The sequence below is a fragment of the Paenibacillus sp. Soil522 genome (assembly GCF_001428245.1).
Classification (GTDB): Bacteria; Bacillota; Bacilli; order Paenibacillales; family Paenibacillaceae; genus Pristimantibacillus.
Genome location: NZ_LMRV01000066.1, coordinates 63,120 through 77,770 on the forward strand (window position 1 = coordinate 63,120; position 14,651 = coordinate 77,770).

General features: G+C 47.3%; 15 protein-coding genes. 3 read left to right on the forward strand and 12 right to left on the reverse strand.

The window, feature by feature from the left end; all coding sequences use genetic code 11:
* Positions 1–30: 30 nt before the first annotated feature.
* Positions 31–312, reverse strand: a complete 282-nt coding sequence (locus ASG81_RS21395; protein WP_056638982.1) for a YlmC/YmxH family sporulation protein — start codon at positions 310–312, stop codon at positions 31–33.
* Positions 313–546: 234 nt separating this feature from the next.
* On the opposite strand from ASG81_RS21395, the gene ASG81_RS21400 reads away from it, so the two are divergent.
* Positions 547–1,116, forward strand: coding sequence for a TetR/AcrR family transcriptional regulator (locus ASG81_RS21400; protein WP_056638985.1), 570 nt, complete (start codon positions 547–549; stop codon positions 1,114–1,116).
* Between the two features lie 14 nt (positions 1,117–1,130).
* Complete coding sequence (locus ASG81_RS21405; protein WP_056638989.1) at positions 1,131–1,559, forward strand: DUF3995 domain-containing protein; 429 nt, start codon at positions 1,131–1,133, stop codon at positions 1,557–1,559.
* Between the two features lie 40 nt (positions 1,560–1,599).
* Here the strand turns inward: ASG81_RS21405 and sigG are convergent, their stop codons facing one another.
* From sigG to spoIIGA, 3 genes are all read right to left on the reverse strand, one after another.
* Positions 1,600–2,382 carry an RNA polymerase sporulation sigma factor SigG gene (gene sigG / locus ASG81_RS21410; RefSeq protein WP_056638991.1) on the reverse strand — a complete coding sequence of 261 codons (783 nt, stop codon included), beginning with the start codon at positions 2,380–2,382 and terminating at the stop codon, positions 1,600–1,602.
* Between the two features lie 103 nt (positions 2,383–2,485).
* A complete protein-coding gene (gene sigE / locus ASG81_RS21415) occupies positions 2,486–3,208 on the reverse strand; it encodes an RNA polymerase sporulation sigma factor SigE (protein ID WP_054027973.1) in 723 nt (240 codons plus the stop codon).
* A gap of 38 nt (positions 3,209–3,246) precedes the next feature.
* On the reverse strand, positions 3,247–4,164 hold the full coding sequence (gene spoIIGA, locus ASG81_RS21420) for a sigma-E processing peptidase SpoIIGA (RefSeq protein WP_056638994.1): 918 nt from the start codon (positions 4,162–4,164) through the stop codon (positions 3,247–3,249).
* A gap of 333 nt (positions 4,165–4,497) precedes the next feature.
* Here spoIIGA and ASG81_RS21425 point away from each other — a divergent pair, with 333 nt between their 5' ends.
* The gene (locus tag ASG81_RS21425; RefSeq protein WP_235548965.1) at positions 4,498–5,190 is read left to right on the forward strand and encodes an endonuclease domain-containing protein; all 693 of its coding nucleotides are present in this window, start codon (positions 4,498–4,500) and stop codon (positions 5,188–5,190) included.
* Between the two features lie 644 nt (positions 5,191–5,834).
* Here the strand turns inward: ASG81_RS21425 and ftsZ are convergent.
* The 8 genes from ftsZ to murD all read right to left on the reverse strand — a co-directional run bounded on the left by ftsZ (position 5,835) and on the right by murD (position 14,618).
* Positions 5,835–6,950: a cell division protein FtsZ gene (gene ftsZ, locus ASG81_RS21430; RefSeq protein WP_056638996.1), complete on the reverse strand. Its 1,116-nt coding sequence runs from the start codon at positions 6,948–6,950 to the stop codon at positions 5,835–5,837.
* 118 nt (positions 6,951–7,068) lie between these two features.
* Complete coding sequence (gene ftsA / locus ASG81_RS21435; protein WP_056638999.1) at positions 7,069–8,310, reverse strand: cell division protein FtsA; 1,242 nt, start codon at positions 8,308–8,310, stop codon at positions 7,069–7,071.
* 222 nt (positions 8,311–8,532) lie between these two features.
* Positions 8,533–9,303 carry a cell division protein FtsQ/DivIB gene (locus ASG81_RS21440; RefSeq protein WP_056639002.1) on the reverse strand — a complete coding sequence of 257 codons (771 nt, stop codon included), beginning with the start codon at positions 9,301–9,303 and terminating at the stop codon, positions 8,533–8,535.
* Between the two features lie 110 nt (positions 9,304–9,413).
* Positions 9,414–10,682 (reverse strand): UDP-N-acetylglucosamine 1-carboxyvinyltransferase, encoded by a 1,269-nt coding sequence (gene murA / locus ASG81_RS21445; RefSeq protein ID WP_056639004.1) that lies wholly within the window; start codon positions 10,680–10,682, stop codon positions 9,414–9,416.
* Between the two features lie 15 nt (positions 10,683–10,697).
* Entirely contained in the window at positions 10,698–11,603 is a 906-nt protein-coding gene (murB, locus tag ASG81_RS21450) for a UDP-N-acetylmuramate dehydrogenase (RefSeq protein ID WP_056639007.1), read from the reverse strand.
* A 212-nt stretch (positions 11,604–11,815) separates the two neighbouring features.
* Positions 11,816–11,953 carry a hypothetical protein gene (locus ASG81_RS31195; RefSeq protein ID WP_155971756.1) on the reverse strand — a complete coding sequence of 46 codons (138 nt, stop codon included), beginning with the start codon at positions 11,951–11,953 and terminating at the stop codon, positions 11,816–11,818.
* Between the two features lie 81 nt (positions 11,954–12,034).
* Entirely contained in the window at positions 12,035–13,132 is a 1,098-nt protein-coding gene (gene spoVE / locus ASG81_RS21455; RefSeq protein ID WP_056639010.1) for a stage V sporulation protein E, read from the reverse strand.
* A gap of 46 nt (positions 13,133–13,178) precedes the next feature.
* A complete protein-coding gene (gene murD / locus ASG81_RS21460) occupies positions 13,179–14,618 on the reverse strand; it encodes a UDP-N-acetylmuramoyl-L-alanine--D-glutamate ligase (RefSeq protein ID WP_056639013.1) in 1,440 nt (479 codons plus the stop codon).
* Positions 14,619–14,651: the final 33 nt, after the last annotated feature.

Here is a 14,651-nt window from a genome sequence, read left to right on the forward strand (position 1 = left end):
GTCTCGCACGCATAGACACAGTTTACCGCGTTACGAGCGAGCGTGCAAATCATCTTCCTCTGGCCTCAGCTGCTTTGTATCATCCAATCTAACAAGCACAACGTCCGCTCCGATCTTCACGATATTCCGCCAAGGAATAACAACCTCCGTACCGCCACCACCGAACATCCCCAAAAATTTAGTGAATTGCGGCACCACGATCGAATCAATGCGCCCCTGCCGTAGATCAAGCTCTAGATCGGTAATTTGACCTAGCTTTTTGCCGTCCACGATGTTAATAACGTCCTTCGTCTGGAAATCAGATATTTTCATTTCCGTTCACCACTTTTCAAGTAGAGTGATCGTCCGTTTGTCTCTCCTATAACTATATGAGCGATTCGCCCAAAATGTCCTTCTTATCGAAAAAACGAACCGCACAAATCGGAATGTGAAATGTTTATGTACGCTTGCGTACAATACTTTCCAACTCCGTTCATCTATGCTATGATTTATGTACGGTAACGTACAATAAAATTCAAATTTCAAAAAGAGCTGCAAGGAGGTATCATGCCAAAAATCGTCGCAACGGAGCTCGATTGGGTCAAGCTCGGTCTACAAATATTTGCTGAAGGAGGAGTCGATGCTCTAGTCGTCGAGCAGCTTGCCAAACAGCTCGGAAGCAGTAAAACCAGCTTTTACTGGTATTTCAAAAACCGTTCCTTGTTTGTAAATCGCATCATTGACTATTGGCACGAACAGACAACCGTCTCGATCATCACTCACATTCAGCAGCATCAAGCTGCGGAGCCAAAACAGAAGGTAAGGCAATTGCTTTCCGTCATGTTCAGTTCGAATGAAGGTAAAGATTTTATTTATCACCTGCGTAAATTAGGGACAGCCGAGTCTACCTATGCGGAGCTCTTAATTCAAATCGAGCAGCAACGTTTAGACTATATGAGCGGCTTACTGATGCATTGCGGCTTAATAGCTGAAGACGCACGCAGCGCCTCAGGGCTAATTTATAATTATTATTTGGGATGGTATGAACGTAACAAGTATAGCGCGCTTTCGATCCAGGAGGCGGAGAAGCAGGCCGATCAGCTGATGTCATTTATTAGAATAAATCATGTACCGTAACGGAGGGGTTTAGGATGCAGGTGGTATTAGCAGCTATAGTTGGTTTGGTGCTGTTTCTCGTTGGCTGTATTCATGTTTATTGGCTGCTTGGCGGACGCGGCGGCCTCGCAATTGCTGTACCTACAAGAAGTAATACGAAGCAGCCTTTTTTCAAACCGCGGCGGCCTGAAATCGCTGCTGTCATTCTCATTTTTTGGGGTGTTGCGGCCCTTCTTCTCATGTTTGCCGACATTATTCCGACAATCGGGCCGTCATGGCTGCCTGCCTTCACAGGCTGGGCGCTTGCTGTTATATTTCTATTGCGAGCGGTCGGAGAATTTAGAGCGATCGGTCTTTTCAAGATCATTCGGAATACCCCTTTCGGACGTATGGATACGATTTTTTATTCTCCTCTCTGCCTCGTTCTCTGCGGCTTAACCACCTGGATGATGGTAATCGCATAAGTAATTGCATAATAAAAACGGTGCCTCGCGGCACCGTTTTTCATGTTTTAACATGCTTTTGCATTTGTTGTATGGCTGATTTTTCTAAACGCGACACCTGTGCCTGTGAGATGCCGATTTCATCGGCTACCTCCATTTGTGTTTTGCCTTCAAAGAAACGCATGGACAAAATCATTTTTTCCCGGTCATTCAGCTTGTGCATCGCTTCCCGAAGCGCTATTTCTTCGATCCACGATACGTCCTTGTTCCGCTCGTCGCTAATTTGATCCATGACATAGATCGGATCGCCGCCGTCATGGTAGATTGGTTCAAACAAAGAAACCGGGTCTTGAATCGCATCCAGTGCAAAAACAACATCTTCCTTTGGAACATTCAACGCTTCCGATATTTCGAAAATCGTCGGCTCCCGTGAATTTTTGTTCGTCAAGCTATCCCTTACTTGAAGCGCCTTATAGGCGATGTCCCTCAAGCTGCGCGATACGCGTATCGGGTTGTTGTCTCGTAAGTAACGGCGTATTTCTCCGATAATCATCGGTACGGCATAGGTGGAAAATTTGACATTTTGGCCAAGATCGAAATTATCTATCGCCTTCATAAGTCCGATGCAGCCGACCTGGAACAGGTCGTCCACAAACTCTCCCCTATTGTTAAACCGTTGTATAACGCTTAGCACAAGCCGTAAGTTGCCGTTTACTAATTTCTCTCTTGCTGCCCACTCGTTGCGGGTTTGCAATGCCGTAAACAATTCTCTCATTTCGACATTATTTAGGACAGGCAGTTTCGCGGTATCCACTCCACAGATCTCGACTTTATTTCGGGTCAACGTGATTACCTCCCAAGGAGAAACATTACTGTACATTATCTCCTTGAGAGGTCTTTTTATTCCTATTGCGACATCGTTCGACAACAGCAAGCAGGATAAGGCGTTACACCATTTTGTTAAATTCTTTGCGAAGCCTTTTTATAATCCGCTTCTCCAGCCGTGAAATATACGATTGCGAAATGCCGAGAAGGTCAGCGACATCCTTTTGCGTTTTCTCTTCGCCGTCCGCAAGCCCGAATCGAAGCTCCATAATTATACGCTCACGTTCGGACAGCTTATCAAGCGCTTTATGAAGCAGCTTTCGGTCAACCTGTTCTTCAATATTACGGTAAATCGTATCATTTTCGGTTCCGAGTACGTCAGATAAAAGAAGCTCATTTCCGTCCCAATCGATGTTTAGCGGTTCGTCGAACGATACTTCCGTTCGTGTCTTGCTGTTACGGCGCAAATACATCAATATTTCGTTTTCGATACAACGCGAGGCATAGGTCGCAAGCTTAATCTTCTTTTCAGGATCAAACGTGTTGACCGCCTTAATAAGTCCAATCGCGCCAATCGATACGAGATCTTCAATATGAATGCCGGTATTTTCAAACTTACGGGCAATGTAAACGACGAGCCTTAAATTGCGTTCGATAAGCATCGCGCGTATGGCTGTATCTCCGGTGGGAAGCTTTTCCAGCAAATATTCTTCCTCTTCGCGGGTTAAAGGAGGTGGAAGCGCTTCACTGCCACCGATATAATAAATCTCTTCGCTTTTTAATCCGAATAAAAACATTACACGATAATAATATAACTGAAGGATTAGTTTATACTTGACGAGCATGTGGCCCATCCCTCCTCGTTTGTATATGCATACGTTCTTTACTGTTGAACCATAGACGGATGGATAATAGCTCGATATGCCCCATCAGACGTAAGCTTTCCGCCGTCAAGCCCGATAAGCACCTTCCGCGTTTCAAAAACTTGTCCCTCCCTAGTTATCTCAACGGCATCCGGCTTTATCGCTAGCATGAACTGTGACCCTCGGTTGACACCTCTGAATGGAACAAGGCGGAGCCGGTCTTGCCATATAAAAGGCTCTTCATCCATTCCCGCCACAAGACGATCTACTTGTGCATCCCGTATGCTATTCAACCACGATTCGGGCAAATCATCTTTCCATAAAGCAGCTTCCATCACCATAACCGGCGTCCGTGTTAACGGATCATAAAGCTGGTTACCGGTATCGATCAGGCCAATACAGGTTTGAATACATTGTCCAATTGTAATTTTAACCTCAGCCAAATGAGTTTGCACCAGCTCCCGTTCTCGTTTTTGCGTCAATACGGTACGGTATATATACAGTCCGATACAGAACGCAGCAATTAAATAAAACAGTCCCATCTTTAGCTCCACGTGCATGCTGCCATTCACGAACGTAACCGTCCTCCAAACCTTTCCGGACCCTTGCATAAATAAATAATAAAGCCCAAGCACAGCACCGGCAGCAACAAAATTGACCGCATAGAACGCCGCGACATTCCTTATAAAATGTTGGATAGACGCGAAGCCAAAAGCAATCCACACCATCAAGAGCGACATTCCGATTTTTACCAGTAACGTGAATAAAAAAGATAATTGTGGAAAAAGCATCAAAACGACATAACATGCTCCGACAGCAGAAGCCGCTAACACCCGCCAAGGACGTGGTTTCAGATGACGGGCCCATGCGGAAGTTAATAGAATAGCACCGTCAACGAGCAGCTCTCGCAAAAACATAACATCCACATAAATAGCCACTTCGGTCACCTTCCTGCGACTGGCGGATAAACGGGCCTGCAGCCGGCACCCGGGGGGGAACGATTGAGACTAGTATATTAAAATCCTATTTCAAAGTCTGTCTATTCATGACGGCATGAGGTATCTTTTTTTGTCGAGTAGGAGTATAAAAACCGCCAAGCCTTTAACTGCTATTTAAGCTGTGAACTTCATGTCATGTCTGTACCGTTGTTTGCTCCTTGCCCATCATTTGGAAATAGAGTATGATACAAAATATATAAGTAAAGCTGTGAAGCACACCGCTTACTCGGGATCGTACCCGTAGTATGCGGTTTTTTTATTTTCTGGAGGAGGTTGATTCATCTGTCGTTTCAAGCGTCTTACGAAAGTTGGCTGGAGATGCATCTTAAGAAACGTAAGGGAGAGAGCAAACGAAGGCTGGAGCAAGGACACGCACATGCCGAAAAACTGTTTTTAGAGAAGGTTTGGTATCCGGCCTTTCATGAGCTGGACGGTTTGTATCCGGAATATGAGGTTGACGACTTCCGTGATGGCATTCGATTTTTGGATTTTGCCTATTTAAAAGCTGGCTTGCGGCTCGCAATCGAAATTGACGGCTTCCGTACTCATTCCTCCGAAGTAACTCGCTGGCAGTTTTCTGATTCCTTAATGCGCCAAAACCATCTCGTGCTCGATGGTTGGAAAATATTACGTTTTTCCTATGACGATTTAAAAGAGAAGCCGCGCATGTGCCAACAGCTTCTCCAGCAATTTATGGGCAGAAGCTTACATGGAAAAAAGAAGGAATCCAGTGCGGAGGAATTTCTGCAGCTGGAAATATTAAAGCATGCGTCTCTTCTAAAGCATCATATCCGTCCATCCGATGTTATCGGGCTTTTAAAAATTAAAAAACGAGAAGCCCAAAAGCTGCTGCACAGTATGGTTTCGAAACAAATGCTGCTCCCAGCGGGCAACGGTACGATAAGAATAAGATGCTACAAAATAAATCGTGAGAAGCTGCATGCTGCTTGGGATTCTTCACGTTAGCTAGCGCGTTAGTAAGCGGTTAGGTTTGCTGGCTGCTCGAACACGGTTATATGCTGCATCTAGCATGTAAGCACACCCTATTGCTTACACGCAGCTTTCTCAGGCTATTTTCTCGCTGTAAGCACCTATGCGTGTTTATAATGACATTTCTACCTTGCTCATACGATGATTCCTGCCTGTAAGCACATACTGGTGCTTACAAACAGCTTACTTAGACTATTTTCTCGCTATAAGCACCTATGCGTGCTTACAGCGACTCTTACGCCCTGCTCATACTCTGACCATACTCTATAGGCATACAGCGGTGCTTACAGGCAGCTTACTCAGGCTATTTTCTCGCTATAAGCACCTATGCGCGCTTACAGCGACTCTTTCGCCTTCTCATACTCTGACCCTATCTTTAAGCACCCAACGGTGCTTACAGGCAGCTTACTCAGGCTATTTACTCGCTGTAAGCACCTATGCGTATTTATAACGACATTTCTGCCTTGCTCATACGATGATTCCTGTCTTAAGCACACACTGATGCTTACAAGCAGCTTACTTAGACTATTTTCTCGCTGTAAGCACCTATATGTGCTTACGGCTCCTCAATCAGCAAAAAACCTCACCAATTAACTGGTGAGGCGGGATTAGTAAAAGATTTATCGGTCGCCGCGCGGACGATTACGAAGGAAAGCTGGAATTTCAAGCTGATCGCTTGATGTATTGTTAGAACCAAAAGGCTTAACCGCGCTTGTGCTACCCAATTGTCTCGTATCAGTCGATTCTGGCTGTTGTTGCGTAATACGGCGCGCTGCAGCTGATTTGTGCTCGAAGCCCGTCGCAATAACGGTTACTTTAATTTCGTCCTTCAGATCTTCATCGATGATAGCTCCAAAAATCATGTTTACATCCGGATCAGAAGCTGAAATGACGATTTCAGCCGCTTCATTCACTTCATAAAGCGATAGGTTGCTTCCGCCTGTAATGTTCATGATAACGCCTCTAGCACCGTCAATTGACGTTTCAAGCAGCGGGCTCATAATCGCTTTCCGCGCTGCTTCTGCGGCACGGTTCTCTCCTGTAGCGATACCGATACCCATTAGTGCGGATCCGCGTTCGGTCATAATCGTCTTCACGTCCGCAAAGTCAAGGTTAATCAGACCCGGTACCGCGATTAGATCAGAAATACCTTGAACCGCTTGGCGAAGTACATTATCCGCCTCGCGGAATGCTTCCAGCATCGGGGTCTTCTTATCAACAATCTCAAGCAAACGGTCATTTGGAATGACGATTAGCGTATCTACCTTTTCTTTGAGCGCTTCGATGCCAAGCTCAGCTTGTCCGGAACGCTTACGGCCTTCAAAGGTAAACGGGCGCGTTACAACACCAACTGTCAAGGCACCGCATTCCCTTGCAATTTCAGCGATAACTGGCGCTGCTCCTGTTCCCGTTCCGCCGCCCATACCTGCCGTAACGAAAACCATATCCGAGCCTTTAAGCTGGTTCATAATAATTTCGCGAGACTCCTCGGCCGCTTTGCTGCCGACATCTGGATTTGCTCCCGCACCAAGACCGCGAGTCAGCTTATCGCCGATTTGCAGTTTATGCTCCGATTTGGCCAAATGAAGCGCTTGAGCATCGGTGTTCACCGTAATAAACTCTACGCCTTTGACTCCGTTCTCTATCATACGGTTAACAGCATTACTGCCGCCGCCGCCTACACCTATTACTTTTATTTGAGCAAGCTGTTCAAGCTCAAAGTCGAATTCCAACATCTTTCATTTTCCCCCAGTCAAGCGTAAACTGCTGATTGCATCCATGAGACGTAACAGCAACGTTTCGCGGTAAAATATAAGCATCGCGTTGAGGTGAGACTTATATTATCTTATATTTTCAAATAAATTCGTTAAACATACTTTTGATCCGCTCGAACATACCGGGTTTCGTTGAAGCTGCTGGACTTGCTTTGCGGCTTGCCGTTTTCTTCACTGCTCCAGATCCACGAGCTCCCATATATTTCGACACATATTGGATCATACCAACACCGCTGCTGTAAGCCGGATCTCTTACACCAATAAAATCGGGCAGCGCAATTCTGACGGAAGCTTCCAGCTCTGTTTGGGCCAAAGCGAGTGTTCCTGGCATCGATACGGAGCCGCCGGTCAAAACATAGCCGTTAACCTTCTCGCCATAACCGAGTCGACGTACTTCTTGGCGTACCAGATGGAAAATTTCTTGCATACGCGGCTCAATAATGCTTGCAAGATCAACCTGTGAAAATTCCTTCTCAACATTGCTGCCCATTCGCGTAACTTTAAATTTCACATCTTCCGCTGCGTCCAATACGTTCGCGCATCCGTATTTCAGTTTAATTTTCTCCGCTTGATCACTCTGGGTACGCAAACCATATGCAATGTCATTCGTTACATATTCGCCGCCGATTGGAATCGTTGATATAGCCTCTATTCCGCCTTGATCATAAATCGCAATCGTGCAGGAGCCTGCTCCAATGTCCGTTAGAACAGTACCCATCGATTTCTCATCCTTAGTCAAAGACACAACGCCAGACGCTAACGATAACAAAATGACGCCGGAAATACGAAGACCTGCTTTCTCTACACAACGCATAAGATTATGTATAGCCGTTTTTGTCCCCGTAACGATTGTCGCCTCAACCTCAAGACGCACACCAATCATACCGCGCGGATCGGATATACCTTCCAACCCATCAACTAAATACTGCTTTGGCACCAAATTAATAATTTCACGCTCTGGTGGAAGAGCGACTACTTTAGCTGCTTGCAACACCCGTTCAATATCTTCTTCACCGATTTCACGGTCCTCGTTGGATACTGCAACGACGCCACGATTGGTTTGCAACGCAATATGATTGCCCTGAATGCCTACGTAAACGTCGGATATTTGAATGCCTACCATGCGCTCCGCATGCTCTACTGCGTTACGGATCGATTGCACGGTTTGGTCAATATCTACAATTGCACCTTTGCGAATACCCTCTGAGTCGGCAGATCCAACTCCAATAATATTAATGGCTCCATTATTCACTTCACCAATAATAGCACGAACTTTGGATGTACCGATGTCCAAACTCACGATGATGTCGTTGCTGCTCATCTTGCGGCACCTCCGTTTCAAATAAAAAAATTAATAAACCGGTTGCTTAAGGTCTTTCTACATATTCAACGCCTTTAATATTTTCCCTCTTTTTTCAACAGACTTTTCATTGTTTTTTCGCTTTTTGTCGAGTCCCGCCCCTTGCGGCATCCTATATTTCCTAATGTTATCCAGCTTCATTGAGTATAAATGCGATAAATAAAATTCTACCATTCTTTCAAGCTATTGAGTAGTCTCTTTTTGCTCGGAGTCCATATTTTCTAGGTTTTCACTCTGAAATGGAACATATGTATCCGCGAGCAGCATCGTAATTTTGCCTGGCTCTTGCGTCTCAATTACTGCATTCAGCGCTTCGATTTTTTCTGGAAGAACCGAGACGGCCGTTACGACTTCAAACTTCGTACGTGTATACATAATGATTCTGTCAGGATAAGCGGATGAAGGAAAAGGTATAATCTCCGAAAGGTCGGAAAGCTGCTGCGTGGAAATTTCGCCCAGCTTCTTTGTGAGCTGTGCCTTTACCGGGTCATCATCAGTCCAGCCGGACAAGACCGGCTTGTCCACAAGCTGCAATTCGTCGCTATCGGCTTCCACCGTGGTGCCATTTGACAAGAGCGCTGTCATTTCTCCTTGTTTAGAAAGCTCGAATGCAACAACCGGAAACTCCTCCACTGAAATTTTCAACAGGCCCGGAAAAACCTTTGTAACCTTTACTTCATTAATTTGCGGCAGTGTAAGAATTCTATCTTCTATAGTAGAGGATGAAGTACGGAAGAATGCATCTCCAACCAAGATCGCAGCTGTCTTGCTAATTTCCTCCTGCGAAACGAATCGCATACCTTCAATTTGTATTTCTGATACCTTGCTTATTGAGGAATTAAAAAATAATACCGCCAAAAGAGCAACAAACAATAGAATGAGAATGGTCAGCAGCTTTCGACTGCCCATCCGCTTTCGGCTTGGCTCCTTCAGTACAGGCATCTGCGCGCTCATAACTTGTCCCTTCTTTCCCCAAAAAACATCCGGCTAGCCTCTCTGCATCAGCTTACGCTTAGCATCGAAAGGTACCGGCTGTTTCTATCTTGCAGCACGTGCGCATAGTATTAGTTATTAGGCACCGGGGAATATCGCGAAATCCGAGCACCGAGCCTCGTCAACATCGTTTCGATTTTCTCATAGCCTCGATCGATGTGATGAATTTGCTCAACGACCGTCTTTCCTTGCGCTGCTAAACCTGCAATGACAAGGGCAGCACCCGCTCGCAGGTCTGTCGCTTCCACCGTTGCGCCATAAAGCCTTGGCACGCCGCGAATGAACGCAGCATTCATATCCACGCGAATGTCGGCACCCATACGGGACAACTCATCCACGTGCTTCAATCTGCCTTCAAAAATCGTTTCTTTCAATACGCTTACACCATCTGCTAGCGTAAGCAGAACCATAACCTGAGACTGCAAATCGGTCGGAAACGCCGGGTACGGAGAGGTTACGATTCTTTCAACCGCTTTCGGTCTGGCAGCATTGCCAACTTTAATTATATCACCGTCGACAACAATTTGAACACCTGCGCGACGCAGAACATGAATCAAGGAGGATAAGTGCGCGGGCTGTGTATTTTGGAGCGTCACCTGACCGCGCGTCGCGGCTGCCGCTACCATAATAGTCCCTGCTACTATGCGATCCGGAATAACTTTGTAACGACAAGGCGTTAGCGACTGTACCCCATCTATCGTTATCGTGTCGGTTCCAGCGCCCATAATTTTCGCGCCCATCGCATTTAGAAAACGTTGCAAATCTTGAATTTCCGGCTCACGTGCGGCATTGCTGATCGTTGACCGGCCTTCCGCCAAAGCAGCGGCCATCATAATGTTTTCTGTTGCTCCAACGCTTGGGAAGCTTAAATGAATATCGGCGCCCCGCAATTTTTCTGCACGGCAAATAATTCGGTTACCCAGTTCTTCTATTTCTGCACCAAGAGCCTGCAAGCCTTCTAGATGAAGATCAATCTTCCGTTCCCCGATTGCACAACCTCCCGGCTGGTAAACCTGCGTTTCACCAAACCTAGCGAGCAAAGGTCCCATTAGAAAAATAGAAGAGCGCATCTGTCTCATTAACAATTCCGGCACGTGGGATGTATGTGCGGTTTCAGTGTCCAGCACGACTGTTCCTCCCGCATGCTCGGCGCGGCATCCTAGTTCGCGCAAAATGTTCAGCATGACGTCGATATCCAGCAAATCAGGCACATGGTCTATCGTTGTAGTGCCTTCGGCCAGCAGGCTGGCAGCCAGTATCGGTAAAGCAGCATTTTTCGCTCCTTGGATAACTATGGTTCCTGAGAGAGGTTTCCCACCTTCAATCACCAATTTGTCCAATGTATCACCTCCGAATTACCGCTCACCCACCACCAATACTTCCGGCACCAACAGGATGCCAAATCGGTCCTGTACCGTGCTTTGTATATGAGTCATGAGGGCGAGAACGTCTTCAGCTGTTGCTTGCCCGGTATTTACGATAAAATTGGCGTGCTGCTCGGATACTTGCGCTCCTCCGAGGAGTTCACCCTTCATTCCTGCCTCTTGAATGAGTCTAGCAGCGAAATCATTGGGCGGATTGCGGAATACGCTGCCAGCGCAAGCAAGCTGCAACGGCTGCGTTCTCAATCTCCTCTCTTTATAAGAGGCCATCGTGGTGAGGATTTCCTTCTTATCCCCTTCTGCCAGCTCGAACGTTGCCTCAACGACTACGCCCATTTGCTCATGCAGAATGGAATGACGGTAAGAAAAATGCATGTCTTCTCGATCGTAGCGAACCAATTCCCCCGTCTCCAGTACAATATCAGCTGACTTAAAGATACGTGACACATCCGATCCATGCGCGCCAGCATTCATATAGACGGCTCCGCCAACCGTGCCTGGGATTCCCCCCGCAAACTCAAGCCCGGTCAGTCCTTCCTTGCCCGCCATGACTGATAGCTTTATTAATGAATATGAAGCACCTGCTATCACTAGCGATCCTTCAAAACGCACGTAATCTAACCCTCTGTGCGGTTTAATCACAACGCCGCGAATCCCCTTATCGCTCACCAGCATGTTCGAGCCTCTGCCCAAATTAGTCCAGGGCATTTGATGCTTTTGCACCAAACGAACCGCTGATACTAATTCTTCTTTGCTTCGAGGGAGGATTAATATATCAGCGGGACCGCCGATTTTCCACGTCGTATAGTTTGAGAGCGGTTCGTTATACAAAACCTCACCAAGATTGGCTTGTTCCAATTCCGCTTTAAATGCTTCCATTAGTTGAACCTCCTAGCTGATTAAATGAGAATAAAAAACGATTCGCCGCTCCAAGGCTTCAACCCTGATGCATTGCCGCCGGGATCTTCTGCTGCAATAACCGCTCCTTTCAGGTGACTGTCACGAATTTAGTGTATCTTATGCCTCTATAGGCTCTTGTGTGACAGCGGCCCATAGCGAGCTGCCCGCTCAATGACCGTTTTGCGTTATGTTTAGGCGAAGAATAAGAATAGACGGCAAGCGAGGCGCCGTCGTTTCGCAAAGGAAGGCGCTTTGCCGCTTACAACGATCGTTGCAGCCTCCAGCACCTCAGCCATTTTATTCAGATAAAGCATTAGCCTCAGCTTCATCCAGCCGTGACTGCTTGTTCTATTGGATGTAAAGCAGACTCGTCCCCGCTGTCGCCTGTAATTTTTGTCAGGCATGATACCTTACCTCGAATAACGGGAAATGTTCAATAAAATCCCCAGAGCAGTTAGTAGAAGCGTAAGGGATGAACCTCCGTAGCTGACGAGCGGCAAAGTAATACCCGTTACCGGCATCATCCCGATGACGACGCCGATATTGATAAGTACCTGTACGCCGACAATACCTGTGATGCCCACTGCAAGCAAGCTTCCGAATGTATCAGGAGCGGCAATGGCCGCACGTACGCCACGCCAGACGACGACCAGAAATAATAAAATGAGAGTGACTCCGCCAATGAAGCCGAGCTCTTCCGATAATATCGAGAATATAAAATCAGTCTGCGGTTCAGGCAAATAGCTGAACTTCTGACGGCTCATGCCAAGACCAAGCCCTACTAGACCACCGGGCCCGATCGCATACAAGGATTGAATAATTTGATAGCCTCCGCCAAGCGGATCCGCCCACGGATCAAGGAAATTCGTAATCCGCTTCAAACGGTATGGAGCCGCTATAATCAATCCGACGAAGCCTGCAACACCGATAAGCGCCAATCCGCCCAAATGAGCCATTCTGGCGCCTGCCGTGAAAATAAGTATTAAGGAAGCTCCAACCATAACCGCTCCAGTTCCAAGATCAGGCTGGAGCATAATAAGACCAAAGGCTAGTCCAACCAGTCCAAGCGGCGGCATAAGCCCCTTTGTGAACTGCGTAATCATTTGCTGCTTCTCCGAAAGCCATTTCGCTAAAAATAATATCATCGCCAGCTTCATAAATTCCGATGGCTGAATACCGAAAGAACTAATGCCCAGCCAGCTGCGCGCGCCTCCGCGAACGACGCCGATACCGGGAATCAAAACGAGCAAAAGCAGCCCAAAGCAAACCATCAAAGCCATCGGCGCCCACTTTTTCCATACGGTATAGTGCGTGTTCATTGTAAATAGTAACGCACCTACACCTAATCCGGCAAATAAAACCTGACGCTTCACAAAATAAAAACGATCGCCGAATTCATGAAAAGCAAGCACTGCGCTGGCGCTGTAAACCATAATTAATCCGATAGAGAGAATGAGCCCAATTGCAGTCAGCATCCAAATATCCGGGGCAGAACGCGCTTTGGCCATATCTAACACACCTCTTAGCATGGGAAAGTAGGGACATGCCCCCTACTTACAAGGTATGCGCCGAATCTTTAAAAATGCGCCCTCTTTGCTCATATGAGGCAAACATATCCCAGCTGGCACATGCCGGCGACAACAGTACAATATCACCTGGCTCTGCGATAGCTGCGGCTTGCTTAACCGCTTGCTGCAGGACGGACTCGGCGTCCTCATTAGGTTCGACGATTTCCACCTTAGCTAAACCTGCAAGCTCCGCAATTCGGGACAGCTTCTCCCTCGTTTCACCCAAAGCGACCAGTCCCTTCAATCGCTCGCGGAATAATGGAACCAGCTCCATATAATCGGATCCACGGTCGAGTCCTCCCGCTACGAGTACGATCGGCGCTGTTAACGAGCGTACAGACATCGTTGTCGCAACCGGGTTAGTCGCTTTGGAATCATTGTAATATTTAACTCCGTTCACCTCACGAACGAACTCCAGCCGATGTTCTACCCCTCTAAACTGCTGCAAAGGCTCTATGAGCTGCTCCAGTGATGCTCCAGCAGTTATACACGCCGCAATGGCAGCAAGCGCGTTAGCAGCGTTGTGGCGGCCTGGAATACCAAGTTCATTGACAGGTAAAATCACGAATTCCGTGCCGTCTGTCTGGCGGAATACAATTTGTCTATTCAGCGCCGCTTCATGCTCCTGAGAATCAACGGTATCGCGCACGTACGGCGGTTCGATGTAAATACCTGCTTCCAATCGCTCATAAAGAGAAAATGGCAGCAGCTGTGCGATCAAAAACTCCGATAACGCTCTGCACTCCGGGTCATCCCAATTGATGACAGCAACATCTTCCTCCGTCTGGTTGTCAAACAGCTTTGCTTTGGAATTGACATAGTCATCCATATCGCCATGATAATCCAGATGCGTCTCCGCGATGTTAAGAAGCAGGGCGATATGAGGCCGGAAAGCGTTCGTACCTTTCAGCTGGAAGCTGCTGAGCTCGGCAACGATCCATTGGTCAGGCGCTGCCTCCAAGGCTGCTTCACAGAGAGGACGGCCGATATTTCCCGCAACGATCGGCTTTAAGCCGGCTGAGCTTAAGATCTCGCCGATCCAGGTCGTCGTCGTCGTCTTGCCGTTTGAGCCTGTTATGCCGATGATAGGGGCAGGAGAAAGCCAATAGGCTGCTTCTACCTCTGTAATGATTTCAACGCCTAGTTCCTCCGCCCGCTGAATGGGTGGAGCTGTGTAAGGTATGCCGGGATTTTTTACAAGCAGCGCGGTGTCCTCTGTTAAGAGATCGTCTGGATGATAACCGCATAGCACAGAAATGCCCAAAGCAGTCAGTTCGTCCGCTTCGGGGCATAATTCGCGATCCTTCTTATCGTTTACAACGACTTCCGCGCCTAATTGATGAAACACCTTCGCTACGCTAACCCCACTTCTAGCCAAGCCCAAAACGACAACTCGGCGGCCTTGATAAGATGCCGGATGATTCATTACTGACAGTCCCTTCTATGGATACATAAAGCG